Annotated in this window: 16 protein-coding genes; 5 read left to right on the top strand and 11 right to left on the bottom strand. The window is 65.8% G+C overall.

Annotated elements, in window-relative coordinates; translation table 11 throughout:
* Nucleotide 1: 1 nt before the first annotated feature.
* Nucleotides 2-880 carry an IclR family transcriptional regulator gene (locus A5906_RS20610; RefSeq protein ID WP_080137164.1) on the bottom strand — a complete coding sequence of 293 codons (879 nt, stop codon included), beginning with the start codon at nucleotides 878-880 and terminating at the stop codon, nucleotides 2-4.
* 214 nt (nucleotides 881-1,094) lie between these two features.
* On the opposite strand from A5906_RS20610, the gene A5906_RS20605 reads away from it, so the two are divergent.
* Nucleotides 1,095-1,937 carry a hypothetical protein gene (locus A5906_RS20605; RefSeq protein ID WP_080137163.1) on the top strand — a complete coding sequence of 281 codons (843 nt, stop codon included), beginning with the start codon at nucleotides 1,095-1,097 and terminating at the stop codon, nucleotides 1,935-1,937.
* Between the two features lie 64 nt (nucleotides 1,938-2,001).
* Here A5906_RS20605 and A5906_RS20600 read toward each other — a convergent pair whose 3' ends face one another.
* From A5906_RS20600 to A5906_RS20585, 4 genes are all read right to left on the bottom strand, one after another.
* Entirely contained in the window at nucleotides 2,002-3,213 is a 1,212-nt protein-coding gene (locus A5906_RS20600) for an ABC transporter substrate-binding protein (protein ID WP_080137162.1), read from the bottom strand.
* Between the two features lie 37 nt (nucleotides 3,214-3,250).
* A complete protein-coding gene (locus A5906_RS20595; RefSeq protein ID WP_080137161.1) occupies nucleotides 3,251-4,102 on the bottom strand; it encodes a fumarylacetoacetate hydrolase family protein in 852 nt (283 codons plus the stop codon).
* Between the two features lie 25 nt (nucleotides 4,103-4,127).
* Nucleotides 4,128-5,651: a bifunctional 3-(3-hydroxy-phenyl)propionate/3-hydroxycinnamic acid hydroxylase MhpA gene (gene mhpA / locus A5906_RS20590; RefSeq protein WP_080137160.1), complete on the bottom strand. Its 1,524-nt coding sequence runs from the start codon at nucleotides 5,649-5,651 to the stop codon at nucleotides 4,128-4,130.
* Nucleotides 5,652-5,723: 72 nt separating this feature from the next.
* Nucleotides 5,724-6,515, bottom strand: coding sequence for a DNA-binding transcriptional regulator (locus A5906_RS20585; protein WP_080137159.1), 792 nt, complete (start codon nucleotides 6,513-6,515; stop codon nucleotides 5,724-5,726).
* 147 nt (nucleotides 6,516-6,662) lie between these two features.
* Between A5906_RS20585 and A5906_RS20580 the strand changes: the two genes are divergently transcribed.
* Nucleotides 6,663-7,646: a VOC family protein gene (locus tag A5906_RS20580; protein WP_080137158.1), complete on the top strand. Its 984-nt coding sequence runs from the start codon at nucleotides 6,663-6,665 to the stop codon at nucleotides 7,644-7,646.
* Between the two features lie 21 nt (nucleotides 7,647-7,667).
* On the opposite strand, the gene A5906_RS20575 is transcribed toward A5906_RS20580, so the two are convergent.
* Nucleotides 7,668-8,330, bottom strand: coding sequence for a response regulator (locus A5906_RS20575; RefSeq protein WP_080137157.1), 663 nt, complete (start codon nucleotides 8,328-8,330; stop codon nucleotides 7,668-7,670).
* Entirely contained in the window at nucleotides 8,327-9,712 is a 1,386-nt protein-coding gene (locus tag A5906_RS20570; RefSeq protein WP_080137156.1) for a sensor histidine kinase, read from the bottom strand. The genes A5906_RS20575 and A5906_RS20570 overlap by 4 nt, the downstream gene beginning before the upstream one ends.
* 190 nt (nucleotides 9,713-9,902) lie before the next feature.
* On the opposite strand from A5906_RS20570, the gene A5906_RS20565 reads away from it, so the two are divergent.
* Nucleotides 9,903-10,757, top strand: a complete 855-nt coding sequence (locus A5906_RS20565) for a DUF3280 domain-containing protein (protein WP_080137155.1) — start codon at nucleotides 9,903-9,905, stop codon at nucleotides 10,755-10,757.
* Between the two features lie 80 nt (nucleotides 10,758-10,837).
* Here A5906_RS20565 and A5906_RS20560 read toward each other — a convergent pair whose 3' ends face one another.
* The 3 genes from A5906_RS20560 to A5906_RS20550 are packed head-to-tail and all read right to left on the bottom strand — an operon-like array spanning nucleotide 10,838 to nucleotide 13,875.
* Nucleotides 10,838-11,869 carry an L-idonate 5-dehydrogenase gene (locus tag A5906_RS20560; RefSeq protein WP_080137154.1) on the bottom strand — a complete coding sequence of 344 codons (1,032 nt, stop codon included), beginning with the start codon at nucleotides 11,867-11,869 and terminating at the stop codon, nucleotides 10,838-10,840.
* Nucleotides 11,870-11,895: 26 nt separating this feature from the next.
* Nucleotides 11,896-12,663 carry an SDR family oxidoreductase gene (locus tag A5906_RS20555; protein WP_080137153.1) on the bottom strand — a complete coding sequence of 256 codons (768 nt, stop codon included), beginning with the start codon at nucleotides 12,661-12,663 and terminating at the stop codon, nucleotides 11,896-11,898.
* 12 nt (nucleotides 12,664-12,675) lie between these two features.
* Nucleotides 12,676-13,875 (bottom strand): mandelate racemase/muconate lactonizing enzyme family protein, encoded by a 1,200-nt coding sequence (locus tag A5906_RS20550; protein ID WP_080137152.1) that lies wholly within the window; start codon nucleotides 13,873-13,875, stop codon nucleotides 12,676-12,678.
* A gap of 178 nt (nucleotides 13,876-14,053) precedes the next feature.
* Here A5906_RS20550 and A5906_RS20545 point away from each other — a divergent pair, with 178 nt between their 5' ends.
* Both A5906_RS20545 and A5906_RS20540 read left to right on the top strand, forming a co-directional pair.
* Nucleotides 14,054-14,821 carry a GntR family transcriptional regulator gene (locus tag A5906_RS20545; RefSeq protein WP_080137151.1) on the top strand — a complete coding sequence of 256 codons (768 nt, stop codon included), beginning with the start codon at nucleotides 14,054-14,056 and terminating at the stop codon, nucleotides 14,819-14,821.
* A gap of 24 nt (nucleotides 14,822-14,845) precedes the next feature.
* A complete protein-coding gene (locus A5906_RS20540) occupies nucleotides 14,846-16,210 on the top strand; it encodes an MFS transporter (RefSeq protein WP_080137150.1) in 1,365 nt (454 codons plus the stop codon).
* A 49-nt stretch (nucleotides 16,211-16,259) separates the two neighbouring features.
* Here A5906_RS20540 and A5906_RS20535 read toward each other — a convergent pair whose 3' ends face one another.
* Nucleotides 16,260-16,496 carry a hypothetical protein gene (locus A5906_RS20535; RefSeq protein WP_080137149.1) on the bottom strand — a complete coding sequence of 79 codons (237 nt, stop codon included), beginning with the start codon at nucleotides 16,494-16,496 and terminating at the stop codon, nucleotides 16,260-16,262.
* Nucleotides 16,497-16,656 lie beyond the last annotated feature (160 nt).

The following is a 16,656-nucleotide window of genomic DNA, read 5'->3' as shown; positions in this document are numbered from 1 at the left end:
GTCATTTCCTTGCGCTTATGATCTTCTTTTTGCGCGGCGGCGTTCCGGGGGCCGCTTGCTTGACGATGGCGCGGATGCTGTCGGCGAGCGCCGCGATGCGCGGACCGATCTCGCCCTCCAGCTGTCCCGGCTGGAGCCGGAACGCGGGGATGCCGCAATTGATCGAGAACGACTGCCGCGTTTCGCTCGCATGAAACAGCGGTGCGGCGACAGCATGGATCGAGGCCATGTACTCGCCCCAGCAAGTGCAGAAGCCGCGGCTGGCGCATTGCGCGAGGCCGGCGCGGTAGTTGTCGCGAAAGGCCGACCAGAGTTCGGCATCCTCGCCTGCAATGCGCTGCTCGAGCAGCGCTGCGTCGGACGGCGGCAAGGTCGCCGCCGCGGCACGGCCCATCGCCGTCATCACCACGGGAATGGGCATGCCGATGTCGGGGATATGCGGGCCGACGTCGCCGGAACGTGCGGTCTCGACATAGATCATCGAGGTGCCGTCGAGCAGGCCGATCGAGACGGTGCCGCGCACGCTCTGCGCCAGCTCCTGCATCATCGGGCGCGCGATCTGGCGGAATTGCATGTCGGCAAGCAGCGGATGCGCCATGCGCAGGGCCCGCGCGCCGACGCGATATTTGGCGAGCCCGGCGTCGTAGCGGAGGTAGCCGAGCTCGGCGAGTGTATGCGTCAGCCGCGCCACCGTCGGCCGGGGAATGCCCGTCAGCCGCGACAACTCCATGTTGCCGAGCAGCGTCGTCCCGGCCTTGAAGGTCTCGAGCACCACGAGGCCTTTGGCCAGCGTCGTCGCGAACGCAGCGTCATCGGCGCTCGAAGCCAGCACAGTGGCGGCGGACGGGGCGTAAGAGCGTTCGGATTGAGTGCGATCCATGCGGCCTTAATGAACCCTGGCCCGCGGGCTGTCCAATAAATTCATCATTTGCCGCAAGATCGTCCATTATGCGGACACCAACTCGGGACAGCGCATTTGGGAAAAAATGCCTGGAAGGCTCTCCTGCACACAGATTTTTGTCGTGATTCCGTGGCGTCCTGTGACAGGATTATTACGAACACGTGTCACATCGATTACAGCGGAGCGATTGATCATGTTGCAGTGGCAGGCGCGGTCGAATCCCCTCGCGTGGTGGTGGGGGTCCCTGACGCTTGTCAGTGCGGCCAACATTCTCGTCTGGTTCATGCTGTACCGCGAGTTCTACCCGACAGTTGCGGGCAGCGTCGGCGGCGGCTCGGATATCGGGCTGATGTTCCTGCTCTGCGCCGGCTACGTGTTTGGCTGCGCCTTCCGCTCGGTGCTGCCGCGTGCCGACGTGCAGCGCATCTGCCTGTTCGACACATGGCTGTCGAGCGTCGTCGTCGGCCGGACGGTCGCGACCGTGGCCGAGCTCTGCTTCGTCGCGCAATGGGCGATCATCCTGCATCAGCTGGGTCAGATGACGGGCGCGGAAACGGCGGTCAACATCGCGCTCATGATCGTGCCCATCATCATCATCGCGGAGTGCTTCTCCTGGTACGCGGTGGTGACGACCAACTTCCTCTACAACGCGATCGAGAACTCGCTCTGGGCGGTGACCTTCTTCCTCGCAGGCATCGCGCTGTGCCGGCTGATGCCGGAATTTCAGGGGCCGGTACGCTGGGCGCTGATCGCGGGCATTGTCGGCATCGCCTGCTTCCTCGCCTTCCTCGTCACCGTCGACGTGCCGATGTATCTCAGCCGCTGGCGGGCAGGGCACGCGGAGGGCAACAAATTCCTCGGCCTGCTCGAAGGCCTGCATGACGTCTCCACGCGCTGGGTGGTGACCCACGACATCGCGCATTGGAAGGGCGAGCTGACCTGGATGTTCCTGTATTTCAGCGCCGCGGTGTGGTCGAGCCTTGCGCTCTGCGCGCTCTACGCGATGGAAGGCTATCTGACGCGCTATCTGGCCTGAGATTGATTCTTGTTTTGACGCGTTTTCTTCATGCGAACCGGTATCCACTTCGGGTGAGAACGCTCTATTTTCCGACCAGGCTGCATTTGCTGCGGTCGAGCGGGCGGAAGGCCTGGTCCGGCGGGATCGTCGCGACCAGCTTGACGAAATCCCAGGGGCCTTTCGATTCCCCCGGCGTCTTGACCTGCACCAGATAGAGATCGTGCACCATGCGCTGGTCCTCGCGGATGCGGCCGTTTTGCGTGTAGGCGTCCGACACCGGCGTTGTCTTCATCTTCGCCATCACCGTCGCGCTGTCGTCGGAATCGGTGTCCTTCACGGCTTGCAGATAGTGGCGTACGGCGGAGTAGACGCCGGCCTGGATCTGCGAGGGCATCGCCTTGCGGCGCACGTAGAATGCATCGGAGAATTTTCGGGCAGCCGGCGAGACGTCCTCGAAGAACGAGGTGACGATGAGATCGCCGCGCGTCGCCTTCAGCCCGACCGCCTCGATGTCGACGTTCTGGAACGACATCGGCACGATCTTCATGCCCTGGTCGGCGAGGCCGAATTCCTCGGCCTGCTTGATCGCGGTGGCATTGTCGCCAGCGACGTTGATCGCGAGGATCTTTGCGCCTGACGACTGCGCCTGCAGCAGGAACGATGAGTAATCGGGCGTGCCGAGCTGTGCCTTCACGCTGCCGGCGACCTTGCCGCCGAGGGCCGCGATGCGGTCGCGCGCGGTCGCCTCGATCGAATGACCGAAGGCATAGTCGCCGGTGATGAAGAACCAGGGCTCCTTGCTGGTCTGCATGATGCCGGAGACGACCGCCGTCGCGGTGGAATAGGCGTCCTGGGTCCACTGCACGCTGGTCGGCGCGCAGGCCTCGTCGGTGAGCTGGTTGGCGCCGGCGCCGGAGATGAGGAAGATCTTGCCATTGCCGCGCACCAGCTCCTGCACCGCGAGCGCAGCGCCGGAGCTGCCACCGTCGGCGATCGCCTGGACGCCGTCGCTGAACCATTTGCGGGCGAGCGAGGCCGCAAGGTCCGGCTTGTTCTGGTGATCGGCCTGCAGGATCTCGATCGGCTTGCCGTTGATCCTGCCGCCGAACTCCTCGGCCGCCATCCGCGCCGCCTCGACCGAGCCCGGGCCCATGGCGGTCGCGAACACGCCATTCATGTCGGTGAGCACGCCGACGCGGATCACGTCGCCCTTGATCTCGGCGTGCGCGGCGGGGGCCGCGAGCGCCAGAACGGTCAGCAGCATGGCGGTGGATGTCGTGCGGAGGGGATTCATGGCGTTTCCTGATTTTGTCGTTGATCGAAATGGGCGGTCAGGCCGCTTCGGCGATGACCTTGTTGCGCAGGATGCCGATGCCGGAGATCTCGACCTCGACGGTGTCGCCCGGGCGCATCCACAGGGGTGGCGTGCGCTTGGCGCCGACGCCGCCGGGCGTGCCGGTCACGATGACGTCGCCGGGGACGAGCGGGCAGATCGTGGAGATATAGGCGATCAGCTCGGGGACGGCGGTGATCAGGAGATCGGTGGTGGTGTCCTGCACCACGGCGCCGTTGAGCCGAGTCTGCAAGGTGAGCTTCGACGGGTCCGGAATTTCATCTGCCGTCACCAGCCACGGGCCGAAGCTGCCGCTTTCCGCAAAGGTCTTGCCGGCGAGGAACTGGCTGGTGTGGCGCTGCCAGTCGCGGATGCTGCCTTCATTGTAGCAGGCATAGCCGGCGATGTGGTCGAGTGCGCGGCTCGCGGGAATGTGCCGGCCGCCCGTGCCGATGACGAGCGCGAGCTCGCCCTCATAGTCGAAATCGTCGCTGACCTCAGGCTTCACGATGGGCTGGAGATGGCCGACCTGGCTGCAGGGGAAGCGGACGAACAGCGCCGGCTTCTCGGTGACGGTACGTCCGGTCTCGGCGACGTGGTCGCGGTAGTTGAGGCCGACGCAGATGATCTTGCCGGGATCGGGGATGACGGGGGCGAAGGCGATGCCATCGAGTGGCAGATCCGGTGCGGTGGATGCCACCAGCTTTGCAGCTTCAGCCACGCGACCGGCTTCGAGCAACTGCCGCAGCGTGGTGCAGGGCGCCATGCGCCTGCCGAGATCGACGATGCCATGGTCCTTGACGGCCCCGAAGGAGGCGCGTCCGCCGGCGACGAATGAAAGCAGCTTCATGAGATGTCCTTGAATGTGAGTTCGATCAGGCCGCGGACGGCGCTTGGGCTGGAGTAATTGGGTTTGCGGGAGCGACGGCGGCGATGAGCCGCTCGAGCTCGGTCTCGTTGCGGGCGGTGCCGCGGATGTAGCGGTCAGGACGAGCCAGTGCGGCGATGATGCCGTGCCCGCGCAGCCAGTCTCCGACGCCTTCGGCATCGTCGCCGGCGAGGATCTCGATTCCGGCCTGCGACAGCGCGAGGCGCGACGGCAGTGCGGCCGCGGTCTCGACGAGCAGCACATGACGATAGCCGGTCCGGTCGTCGCTGCGGCGTCGGTCGCTCAGCATGAATTGCGGAGCGAGGTGTCCGGCGAGCGGAAGATCGCCGAGCACGAGCCCGGGGCCGAGCAGGGGCTTCTTCACCTCCAGCTTGACCGGCGCATTTTCGCGCGCTTCGCCGGCAGCAAGGCCGGCCTCGATCGCCTTGGTGTTGATGACGCCGCCGAGGCGAATGGCGAGCTCGATGAACTCGCGCACATGCGGCAGCCGTTCGCTCTGATAGGTGTCGAGGAGATCGGCGCTCGCGTCGCCACGGACGACGCTGGCGAGCTTCCAGGCGAGGTTGACGGCATCGCGGATGCCCGCGCACATGCCTTGGCCGAGGAAGGGCGGGGTCTGATGCGCGGAATCGCCCGCAAGCAGCAGCCGACCGCTCCGCCATTGCTGCGCGATCGCCGAATGAAAGGTGTAGACCGCGGCGCGCTCGATGTCGGCATCGTCGGGGGTGAGCCAGCGCGACAGCAGCTCCCAGACCTTTGCCGGCTGCGCGACGTCCTGCGAATCCTCATGCGGAAGCACCGTGATCTCCCAGCGCCGCCGCGTGCCGGTGCCGCGCACATAGGTTGCCGGCCGCTTGGGATCGCAGTGCTGGAGGCTGTAGTCGCCGAGATCGTCGCGCGCGCGCTTGAGCAGCACGTCGATCACCAGCCAGCGCTCGTGAAAGCCGAGATCATCCATCCCGGAGCCGATGAAGCGGCGAACGAGGGAGCGTGCGCCGTCGCAGCCGATCACATAGCCGGCGCGGACCTCGCCGAGCTTGCCGTTCGAAAGGTCCTCGTAGCGGACGCGCACGCCGTCTTCGTGCTGGTCCAGCGCGAACACGTCGCAGCGGCTGCGCAAGGTGACGTGCGGCCAGCGGGCGAGGCCGCCGATCAGCACGTCCTCCAGATCGGGCTGGTGGAAGCGGTAGCTGAGATGCCAGCCCATCGGCGTGAGCGTCTGCGGGCGCGACCAATCCAGCAACATTTTGCCGTTGGCGTCGAGGAAGAGCATGCCGGGGCTGAGGATCACCTGCGGCAGGATCGCGTCGGCGAGGCCGATGGTCTGGAACACGCGCATGCATTCGTCGTCGAAATGCACCGCGCGCGGCAGGTGATAGGTCTGCGCCTCGCGTTCCAGAACCAGCGTCCGGATGCCGCAGAGGCCGAGCAGATTGGCGAGCGTCGCGCCGACTGGGCCGCGGCCGACGATGACGACGTCAAACTCTTCGAGGGCGGATTTATCTTGCATGGGGCTATCTCTTCCCCAAGCCGCGCCGCAGCATCAACGGCGCTTCGCCAAGTGTCCGCCCTGCGGACGGATCTAGACCTCGACCGGAATGGCCAGTGCCGTTTCCTGAAGCTGCGGCGCGAATTGCGCCGCTGCTTCCTCGATCCCCAGTGCCGAGCGAATCCAGATGATGGAGATGCAGCCGTAGACCGCACCGTTTCGCACGATCGGGACTGCGATCGAGGCTGTCTTGGGATTGTATTCGCCCTCGCTGCGGATCGCGTAGCCGCGGGCTTGCGTCTCGGTGATCATCCGATCGAGGTAGCTCTGGTCGAGGAAGGGGCGGTCGTCGGCCTCGTCGATCCGGCGCAGATGGCTGACGATCAAATCGCGCTCGCGCGCCGGGCAAGCGGCGAGATAGGCGCGGCCCGCGGACGTCCGCAGCATCGGCAGGCGCTTGCCGATCATGCCGCGGTCGATCGAGAGCGGGCTGCGCGAATGCGTGGTTTCCTGCACCACCATTGCGGCGTTCTCGTAAGTCGAGAGATCGACCGGCCAGACCAGGGTCTTGCTGAGTTCGGCGAGATAGGGCGCGGCCGCCTGGCAAATCACCACGCCGGGGTCGTAGCCATCGCCGAGGCTCAGGGCGAGCCGGGTCACGCGAAAACGATCGTCGCTGGCGCTGCGGGCGACATAGCCGAGTTCCTCCAGCGTCTCGAGCAGGCGGTAGACGGTGGGGCGGGGCAGGTCGAGCGCGCGCGCGACATCGCCGGCGCGGATGCCGCCGGAGCGGTTGACCTCCTGCAGCACGTCCAGCCCGCGCTTGAAGGCGCGCACGCCCTCCGACTGCCGCGGCGGTCCGTTCCGCGTCCGCTCCTTGGACACTTCGTATTTCCTCCCTTGTGGCGCGCGGCTGCGCGACTATCGTCCTTGCGAACGCGAAGCGATTGCGGGACGTTACCGTAGGATCGCGCGCGGCCGGTATCAAGCTCGCCGCAGTGCGGCGGGTGCGATGCCTTTGGGAGAAATTCGATGGAAATCACCGCGCTCGGCTATATCGGGATCAACTCGTCGCAGCTCGACCAATGGGGCCGGATGGCGACCGGGCTGCTCGGCATGGAGCAGGTCGATCGCGGCGGCAAGATGCGCGCCTTCCGCATGGACGATCGCAAGCAGCGGCTGATCGTCGACGGCAGCAGCGATGCCGGGCTGGCGGTGATGGGCTGGGAGGTGCCGTCGACTGCTGAGCTGGATCAGTTGGCGGGCCGGCTGGAAAGCCATGGCGTCAAGGTCACGCGCGGCGCACGCGCGCTCGCCGATGAACGGCATGTGGCCGAGCTGATCGCGTTCGCTGACCCTGCCGGCAACCGGCTGGAGGCATTCTGCGCGCCGGAGCTTGCGAGCGAGCCGTTCAAGCCGGGGCGGCCGATCTCGGGTTTCCGCACCGGCGCGCTCGGCATGGGGCACGTCGTGCTCAACGTCGAGGACGTCGAGCCGCTGTTGCCGTTCTACCGCGACGTGCTCGGCTTCCACGTCTCGGACTTCGGGCTCAAGCCCTACGGGCTCTATTTCTTCCACGTCAACGGCCGCCACCATTCCTTCGCGATGGTCGGCTCGGGGCGAAAGGCGATGCATCATTTCATGGTCGAGCTCGGCAGCCTCGACGATGTCGGGCAGGGCTATGACCTCGCGCAGCTCGAAGACGGCCGCGTCGTCTATACGCTGGGCCGGCACACCAACGACCACATGACCTCGTTCTACGTGAACACGCCGTCCGGCTTCTTCATCGAATATGGCTGGGGCGGGCGGATCATCGATCCACAGACCTGGCAGCCGCATGAGACTTTCGACGGCCCGTCGCTCTGGGGACACGAGCGGCTCACCATGCCGGAAGAGCAACGCAGGCGCCTGCGCGACATGCGTTTGGATGCGGCCGCGCGCGGCGTGCGCGTCGCCGATCCACGCGTGCCGCCGTTGAACTGCGCGTGGCTGGACCAGGTCGTCGCGCGCGAATGACCGGCCGCTTCCAGGCGCAGGTCACGCCTCGCCGAGATCGACCTGCGTCAGCAAGCCCTGGCGCAGCGCGAGGCGGACCAGTTCGATGTCGGAGCCGACGCCGAGCTTGTCCTTGATCAGGGAATGCAGGTTCGCCACCGTCTTCGGGCTGACATGCAGCGTCTCCGCGATCTCGTCCGTGGTCCTCTCGGCGAGCAGCAGCCGCAGCACCTCGAACTCGCGCGGCGTCAGCACGTCGGCGGCCGAATTCTCGCCGGCGAGCCGGCTCAGCGCGAGCTCGTGGTCGATATCGGGGCTGATGGCGATCCTGCCGGCGAGCACGTCCATCACCGCGCGCACCAGCGTTTCGGGCGGGCTGGTCTTGGTGACGTAGCCCCTGGCGCCGGCGCGGATCGCCTGCACGGCAAAGCCCGCATTCTGGTGCATGGTGAAGACGAGGATCTTTGCGCCCTTGTCCCGCTGCCGGATGCGCCTCACGGCCTCGATGCCGCCGATGCCGGGCATGCTCAGATCCATGATGACGAGATCGGGTGCCTCGGATTTGTACAGCCGATAGGCCTCCGCGCCGTCTGCGGCTTCGGCGACGACACGCAAGCCCGGCTGCTTCTCGAGCACCGAGCGATAGCCCTCGCGGACCACGGAATGGTCGTCGACCAGCAGGATGGTCGCATCGCCCGCGCTCATGCCGCGTGATCCAGGATCTGCCGATCGACGGCTTCGAGCGGAATGACGACGCGCAGCGCGGAGCCGCCGCTCGGTCCGGCCTCGAAGCTCAGACGGCCGCGCAAGGCCGCGACGCGCTCGCGCATGCCGAGCAGACCCATGCCCGATTTCGCGGCGGGCTCGTTCGACCGTCCGTCATCGTCGATCGCAAGCGCGATCTCGTCGGGCCGCCTCGTCAATTCCAGGTTCACCCGGGTGGCGCCGGCGTGCTTGGCGGCGTTGGTGAGCGCTTCCTGCACGATGCGGTAGAGGTTGGCACTGACCGCGGCCGGCAGGGTCTCGAAGGCGCCGTCGAAGCGGATCGAAAACCGGGTCGCGCCGCGGCTGCGCCCGTTCCATCCGGCGACCAGACCTTCGAGGCTGGCGACGAGCCCGAGCTCCTCGACGTCGGGCGGCCGCAGCCGGAACAGCGTGCCGCGCAGCGTCTCCATCATGCCCGTTGCGGTCCGCGCGATGCCGTCGCATTCGGACAGCAGCGACGGGCAGTCCTGCGCGGCGGTCTGGCGGGCCGAGGAGGCGAGGGCCCGGATGGCGGCGAGCGACTGGCCGAACTCGTCGTGCAGCTCGCGGGCAAGATGGCGGCGCTCCTCGTCCTGGAGCGCGATCAGCTTTCGCGTCAGCTCGGCGCGTTCGGCAAGCGCGGTGTCGAGGCTTTCGGCGAGATGGTTGAAGACGTCGCGGATGGCGGAGAGCTCGGCGAGGTCGAACGGCGGCAGGCGCGTCGTCAGGTCATTGGCGGCGATGCGTTCGAGGCCGGTTCGGATCATGTGCGTCGGGCGCAGCGCGCGCGCCAGCGCGGCGTAGACCAGCGCGCAGAGCAGCGGCAATGCGACGGCAAGCGCGATCATGAGACGGCCGGCCTCGTGCCAGGCCTCTGCCGTCTGCACCGCTGGATCGACCGAGACGACGGCCTCGCCGAGCTTCGTCCCGCGCACGATCACAGGCCGCGCTGCCTCGCGGCCAGGGTCGAACAGGCTGCTATAGAAGGCGGCGAAGGCCTGCGGCGGCGGGTTCGCTGGTACGGGCGCGCCGCTGCAGAAGCGCTGGAGGATGTCGCCGCTCGGGCCGCGGAATGCCAAGCACAGGCCGGGCGTCATCACATAGGCCGAAACCGGGTCGAGGTTGGGGAAGTCCGAGCGCGGGTTCGCCACCCACTGCACCTTGCCCTGTTGCAGCTCCAGTGATTTCGCCACGATGGCGGCAATGCTGTCGCTACGCGCATGTGCGGCGCGGTCGGCCGTGACGAGGAAATAGGCGGAGATCGCGGCGAAGCAGGCGGCCAATATGGCGGCCACGCGTAGCGTCAGACGGACCTTGAGATCGAACCTCGGGCGGTTCCACATCGGCAGGCACCTGGTGCGAACGGAAATGTCGGCTCCGCATTAAACGGCAGAACGCAGGCGACGGAAAGGCTGGGGGTTACTGCAGTGCAATGTCGTGAAATTTTCCCGGTATTCGTCGGGACAGTCACGGCTGCATGGTCTCAGGCTGCTCGTCCAGATTTGCTGAGCTGTTCCATCCTACGAGGCGTTCATGCACCGCTCCCGGTTCATTCTCGCTGCCATTCTCCTCGTCTTCTCTCACGCGCCGGTCGCCGCCGAGGCCATCGGCGTTGCCATGGACGATTTCAGCTATACCGACACGTCGGCCGAGCCGGCCAACCAGACCGCGGCCCACGAGCGGCGGCTGTCGGCGTTCATGGCCGCGCTCAGGCGGGACATCGGCGCGGACGGACGCTACCGGCTGGCGCCATCGGCCCAGGACGGGGCGGCGTTCAAGGTCATCGGCGGCATCCAGAAGACCAGCACGCTGGTGCAATGGGCCAAGGTCGCGGTGATCGACGTTGGCGCGAAGAAGCTGGTGATGGACAAGCTCTACACCTTCCGCGGCGACAGTGATGAATCATGGGAACGCGCCGAGATGTTTGTCTCGCGCGAGGTGATGGCCGCGCTCGCACCGCCCGCGCCGGTCGCGCTTGCGGTGTTCGAGTTCGAGCTCGAGGACACGACTGCCGCTTCAGTGGGCGCGTCAGCGACGTCGGATGCGTCTTATCTGGCCGAAGTCACTGCCGGCGTGCGCGAGACGCTGAGCCAATCCGGGCGCTACCGCATCGTCGATGTCAGCGGCGAGACAGCGAAGGCGCGCGCCTTGCGCGATTGCAGCGGCTGCGAGGCCGAGATTGCGCAGAAGCTTGGCGCGGACCAGTCGCTGATCGGCGTGGTGCGACGGGTCAGCCGCACAGAATACACGCTCGGATTCCAGGTCCGCGATGCCAGGACCGGTGCGGTGCTGGCGCGTGGCGACAGCGGCCTGCGCATGGGCGCGGACTATTCCTGGAAGCGCGGGGCGGTTCGCCTCGTCAGCGACCGGCTGATCGAGAACCAGTAGCTTTATGGTTTGAGCACGATCTTGTCGGAAAACCGCTGCACACTTTGCGCTAACGCGGCCCTTCGGGTCCGGATCATGCTCTAGAACGTCAGCTGCACCTTCATCGACTGTGCGCGGTCGCTGGCGAGTTCGAAGGCGGCGACCGCGTTCTCGAACGGCATGGTCGCCGTGATCAGCGGCTTGACGTCGATCAGGCCTTCGCCCATCAGCCGCACCGCCAGCTCGAACTCGGGATCGAAGCGGAAGGTGCCGCGGAGCTGCAATTCCTTGGCGACGATGGCGTTGATCGGCAGCGTCATCTCGCCGCCGAGGCCGAGCTGCACCAGCGTTGCGCCGGGCCGGAGCACGTCGAGCGCGGTGCGCAGCGCGGCCTGGTTGCCGGAGGCCTCGAACAGCGTGTCGAACACGCCCTTGCCGGCACGCCAGGGATCGAGCGCGGTGGCATCCGTCGCGACGTTGATGGCATGCGTGGCGCCGAGCTTTTTCGCGACCACGAGCGGCGCGTCGGCCACGTCCGTCACCACGATCTCCGATGCTCCGCCGAAGCGCGAGACCAAGATCATCAGCGCGCCGATCGGGCCGCAACCGGTGATCAGCACGCGCTTGCCGAGCAGGGGACCGGCCTGCTTGCCGGCATGCAGGCATACCGCGAGCGGTTCGGCGACTGCGGCTTCCGCCAGCGACAGTCCGTCGGAGATCGGCACGGCCTGCGTCGCGTCGACCGTGATGAACTCGCGAAAGCCGCCCTGCACATGGGGAAAGCGCATCGCGCTGCCGAGGAAGCGCATGTCGAGGCACTGGTTGCGCATGCCTTCCTGGCAATGCAGGCATTGGCCGCACGGCTTGCTCGGATTGACCGCAACGCGGGTGCCAGCCTTCACGCTGGTGACGCCCTCACCGACCGCGGCGACGACCCCGGCGATCTCATGGCCCAGCGCCATCGGCTGCTGGATACGCACGACGCCAAAACCGCCGTGGTGGTAGTAGTGCAGGTCGGAGCCGCAGATGCCGCCATTGGCGATCTTGACGCGGACCTCGCCGGTGCCGGGGGCCGGATCAGGATAGGTATCGATCCGCAGGTCTTTCGGGGCGTGGATGACGACGGCGCGCATGGGCTTGTTCCTTCAGCTTTCGCGGGTCACATCGCGGCGATCATGCCGCCATCGACATAGATGATCTGGCCGTTGACGTAGGTGGATGCATCCGAGGCGAGGAAGATCGCAGCGCCCACCAGCTCGTCCGGCTTGCCCCAGCGCTTGGAAGGGATGCGGCCCATCAGCCAGTTGTTGAAATCGGCGTTGTTGACCAGCGCCTCGTTCATGTCGGTGAGCATATAGCCCGGGCCGATCGCATTGGCCTGGATGCCGTGCTGGGCCCATTCCACCGCCATCGAGCGGGTGAGGTTCTTGATGCCGCCCTTGGCGGCGGTGTAGGGCGCGATGGTGGGGCGCGCCAGCTCGCTGCCGAGCGAGCCGATATTGATGATCTTGCCACGCTTGCGGGGGATCATGCGCTTGCCGGCCTCGCGGCCGATCACGAAGGCGCTGGTGAGATCGGTCTCGATGACCTTGCGCCATTCGTCGGTGGTGAACTCCGCCAGCGGCTTGCGGTGCTGGATGCCGGCATTGTTGACGAGGATGTCGACCGTAAGCCCCTCGCGGTCGAAACGCTCGAAGGCGGAAACGATCGCGGGCTCGTCGGTGACGTTGAACGCTGCGCCTTCGGCCTCGTAGCCGGCGGCACGAAACTCGGCGACGGCCTGCTCGACGCGCTTGGGATCGACGCCATTGATGATGATCTTCGCGCCGGCCTTGGCCATGCCCTCGGCGATGGCGCGGCCGAGGCCGCGGGAGGAGCCGGTCACGAGGGCGGTGCGGCCGGAGAGATCGAAGAGGGAGGTGCTCATCCTGGGAAATCCTCAGACGTTGGAGCGGCGCACGATGAGATCGGTGCGCTCAAAGACAGCGGGCAGGAGGTCGACGCCAAGGCCGGGGCCTTCCATCGGGAAGACATAGCCGTCCTTGATCACGGGCATCGTGGTGACGAGCTCATTGTACCAGCCCCTGTAGAAGGCGCGCACCGATTCCTGGATCAGGGTGTTGGGCTGGCTGAACGACATGTGGATGGCCGCGATGAAGCCGATCGGGCCAATACAGTCATGAGGAGCAAAAGGCCGGTGATAGGTCTCGGCCATCGCCGCGATCTTGCGGCCTTCGGTGAGGCCACCGGTCCAGCACAGGTCCGCCATCACCACATGCATGGCGTCGCGGTCGAGCATGTCCTTGTAGGGGAAGCGCGAGCCCAGCGTCTCGCTGGCGCAGACCCAGACGTCGGTCGAGCGGGCATATTCGGCCAGCGCCTGCGGCGAGTTCATCCGGATCGGGTCCTCGTACCAGGTCGGCTTGTAGGGCTCGAGCGCGCGGGCGATCTGCTTGGCGGTCGGCAAGTTCCAGAGCGAGTGGAGCTCGACCATGATCTCCATGTTGTCGCCGACGGCTTTGCGGATCTTCTCGAACGGCTCGATCGCCTGCTTCATCTGCGCGGCGGTGATGTAGAGGCCCTTGTTCTCCTGCGCCGCCGGATCGAACGGCCAGATCTTCATCGCCGAGATACCGCTCTCGAGCAGGCTTTCGGCGAGCGCATCGGCGTGATTCATGAAGCCGTCGAGGTCTTCATACGGTCCCTTGGACGCGCCGAGATTCCAGTTTGCGACCGGGCTGATATTGGTCGAGCGCACATATTGCGTGCCGGCGCAGGTGTTGTAGATGCGCTGCTTGTCGCGGCACAGGCCGCCGAGCATCTGGTGCACCGGCTGATTGCAGACCTTGCCGAACAGGTCCCACAACGCGATGTCGATCGCGGAGGCCGCGCGATATTCGACGCCGGTCGAGGACTGCGCCATCGGCAGGTTCAGCATGTCGCGATGGATCGCCTCGATGTGCAAGGGATTTCGGCCGAGCAGGCGGCCGGCAAAGGTGTCGTGGATCTGCGCCTCGACCGCGCCCGCGCCGTAAAAGGTCTCGCCGAGACCGATCATCCCCGTATCGGTGTGGATGCGCACCCAGATGACGTTGGAAAATTCCTCGGTGCGCAGTGTCTCGATCGACGTGATCTTCACGGCAACTCTCCTCCCATCGAAAGGCGCTTCGCGCCCGACGTTTCGTTTTGCGCTGCAACATGTTGCAGGTCGCGCGGACGTCTTACGCCTGCTTGTAATATATCACAACATGTTTTAAGGGTGCCACAAACAAGGCGCCACCCTGCAACGAGAGCGCGGGCTGACGGGAGAGGACGACATGGCACGGCGCAAGCGCGCGCTCGAGGTGGTGAGAAACGACGACGACGGTGAGGGCAGGCCCTCACGCCGCAACCGTCTCAACTTCTTCGAGCTCGCCTATCAGAGGATCGAGGAGCTGCTCGTACATTGCGAGCTCAAGCCCGGCCAGTTCATGACGATGCTGGAATTGCAGCAGATCACAGGCTTCGGCCGCACGCCGGTGCATCACGCCGTCAACCGTCTCTCCGCCGATACGCTCATCATCATCCGCCCGCGCCACGGCCTGCACATCGCGCCGATCGATCTCGCGCGCGAGCGCATGCTGCTTGGCCTGCGCCGCGACATGGAGCGTTTTGTCATTCGCCTCGCGGCGGATCGCGCCAGCCTTTCCCACCGCAATCAGGCGCTGCACATCGAGCGTCTGCTGCGCGAACGTCGCGCCACTTTGACACTCGACGAGTTCAACAGCCTTGACCGCCGCATCGATGCGCTGGTGCTGGAAGCTGCCGGCGAGCCGTTCCTGGTGCATACGCTGCGGCCGCTGCACACGCTGTACCGCCGCATCGGCTACATCCACCACCGCTTCATGCCGGGGCAGGCCGATCTGTCCGGCACGATCGATCATCATCTCTCCATTCTCAGTGCCGTCGCCAGCCGCCGCGTCGAGGACGCGGTGAAGGCCAGCGATGCACTGATCGACTACATGGGCGAGATGTTCACGGGCATGGAGGCGGGGATCGATCCGCGCCTGCTCGATTGCAGTATCGAGCCGCTGCTCGGCGCGTAGAAAATTTTGAAGAGAGGACCAAACATGCAGACAATGGCCATGCCACAACCGACCGCGAGCGAGGCCGCGGTCCGCTACCTCATTACGAACTACAGTCCAAAGGGCAACAAGGTCGGCTGGCTGATGATGGCCTCGATCCTGGTGGAGGCCTGGGATCTCTACTCGATCGCCTTCGTGCTGATCTTCATCAAGGAGCAGTACAATCCCGATCCGTTGATGCTCGGCCTTGCCGCAGCGGGCACGCAGGGCGGCGCCCTGATCGGTGCGCTGCTCGGCGGCTGGCTGTCCGACAAAATCGGCCGCCGCGTGATGTTCCTGGTGACGATGGTGCTTTTCATCGTGCTGGCGCTGGCGCAGGCCTTCGTGCCGAGCGTGGGCTGGCTCGTCGTGATCCGCTTCCTGCTCGGTATCCCGCTCGGCTCGGACATTTCGACCGGCTACACCTACATCATGGAATCCATGGCCAAGGGTGAGCGCGAGGTCATGGGCAACCGCTGGCAGTTCATGTTCGCCGTTGGCGAGGTGCTGACCATCGGGGTCATCGTGATCTTCCTCTTGATCGACATGCAGCACGAGATGCTGTGGCGCGTGACGCTCGGTCTCGGCGCGGTGCCGGCGCTGATCATCCTCATCATGCGCCATGACGTGCCGGAGACGGCGGTGTGGCTGGTGCAAAAGGGACGCTACCGCGAGGCCAAGCAGGTCGCGCGCGAGATGTTCAACGACAATCTCGACATGCTGCCGGACCACGACGTCGAGGTGCCGAAGGTCTCGACCCGCGCATTCCTCGCCGACCTCAAGAAGGATCCGATCCGCTGGCGCGCCACGCTGTACGGCTGGATCGCCTGCTTCGCGCAAGGCAGCGAATTCTCGACCTTCGCCTTCTACCTGCCGGTGCTGTTCGTGATGGTCGGCGTGTCCAGCGTGCTCGGCAACAATCTCGTGACGATGGGATTGTTCTGCTTCGCCGCTCTGTCCGGCTGGGTCGGTCCGCTGCTGACGCCGAAGATCGGCCATCGCGGCATCGCGATCGCGGGTTTCGGCATCGTGCTCGCCTCGCTGTTGCTGGCGGCCTTCGCGCTCTACACCGACAACAAGATGCTGCTGCCGTTCGCGGCCGCCGCGATGCTGTGGGGCCATTATTGGGACGCGTCGAACTGCATGACGATCCCGACCATGGTGGCCAAGCCGAAATATCGCGGCACCGCCAGCGGCTTCGCCTACATGTTCGTGAAGCTGCCGTCGTTCCTGGCGATCTTCCTGTTCCCCTCGCTGTTCGCCGCGATCGGACAGGCCAGCGCCACGCTGTTCGTTGCGATCTTCCCGCTGATCGGATTGCTCGCCGCAATCTTCATCCTGCCGGAAGTCTACGGCTACGAGAACGACTGACCGCAAGCGTCCCGGTCGCGGCCGCATGGCCGCGATCGGGCTATTTCCGCTACGGGCTGAGAAAGACGGGATCGATCCCGGCGCCATGGCCGAGTAGGCCGATGGCTTGAAGCTGGGCGCTGTGCAGGTCGATTTCGACGATGGCGAACAGGGCCAGCAGCACCACGACGGAGAAGACGAGCAGGGGATGGGATGTCTCCCCTCGGCCTTCAGCGGGCGCGATGAAGCTCCGGATTTCGCGGCGCAGGGAGAAGCTCTGCGGCAGCGCTTTTGATTGAATCTGCATGATGAACCTTCCTTGCCGCGGTCTGTCTCGATCACGCGGCAAGTGAACTCTAGCTGCGGTCGCGCCGTCGGCGTTGATGCACCGCAAACAGGTTCAATGATTTCACCGCCGCCTCTTGCCGCTACCTGATTGCCGCCGCCAGCGCAGCGATCAAGGCGGG

Origin of the sequence: Bradyrhizobium sacchari (genome assembly GCF_002068095.1) — a bacterium.
GTDB classification, from domain to species: Bacteria; Pseudomonadota; Alphaproteobacteria; order Rhizobiales; family Xanthobacteraceae; genus Bradyrhizobium; species Bradyrhizobium sacchari.
Note: the sequence above shows the minus strand (reverse complement) of the source record. Positions and strands in the feature narration are given on the sequence as shown.

Coding starts and splice junctions, on each gene's coding strand:
- A5906_RS20610 (WP_080137164.1), bottom strand. CDS start 880: ATGGATCGCACTCAATCCGAACGCTCTTACGCCCCGTCCGCCGCCACT.
- A5906_RS20605 (WP_080137163.1), top strand. CDS start 1,095: ATGTTGCAGTGGCAGGCGCGGTCGAATCCCCTCGCGTGGTGGTGGGGG.
- A5906_RS20600 (WP_080137162.1), bottom strand. CDS start 3,213: ATGAATCCCCTCCGCACGACATCCACCGCCATGCTGCTGACCGTTCTG.
- A5906_RS20595 (WP_080137161.1), bottom strand. CDS start 4,102: ATGAAGCTGCTTTCATTCGTCGCCGGCGGACGCGCCTCCTTCGGGGCC.
- mhpA (WP_080137160.1), bottom strand. CDS start 5,651: ATGCAAGATAAATCCGCCCTCGAAGAGTTTGACGTCGTCATCGTCGGC.
- A5906_RS20580 (WP_080137158.1), top strand. CDS start 6,663: ATGGAAATCACCGCGCTCGGCTATATCGGGATCAACTCGTCGCAGCTC.
- A5906_RS20575 (WP_080137157.1), bottom strand. CDS start 8,330: ATGAGCGCGGGCGATGCGACCATCCTGCTGGTCGACGACCATTCCGTG.
- A5906_RS20570 (WP_080137156.1), bottom strand. CDS start 9,712: ATGTGGAACCGCCCGAGGTTCGATCTCAAGGTCCGTCTGACGCTACGC.
- A5906_RS20565 (WP_080137155.1), top strand. CDS start 9,903: ATGCACCGCTCCCGGTTCATTCTCGCTGCCATTCTCCTCGTCTTCTCT.
- A5906_RS20560 (WP_080137154.1), bottom strand. CDS start 11,869: ATGCGCGCCGTCGTCATCCACGCCCCGAAAGACCTGCGGATCGATACC.
- A5906_RS20555 (WP_080137153.1), bottom strand. CDS start 12,663: ATGAGCACCTCCCTCTTCGATCTCTCCGGCCGCACCGCCCTCGTGACC.
- A5906_RS20545 (WP_080137151.1), top strand. CDS start 14,054: ATGGCACGGCGCAAGCGCGCGCTCGAGGTGGTGAGAAACGACGACGAC.
- A5906_RS20540 (WP_080137150.1), top strand. CDS start 14,846: ATGCAGACAATGGCCATGCCACAACCGACCGCGAGCGAGGCCGCGGTC.
- A5906_RS20535 (WP_080137149.1), bottom strand. CDS start 16,496: ATGCAGATTCAATCAAAAGCGCTGCCGCAGAGCTTCTCCCTGCGCCGC.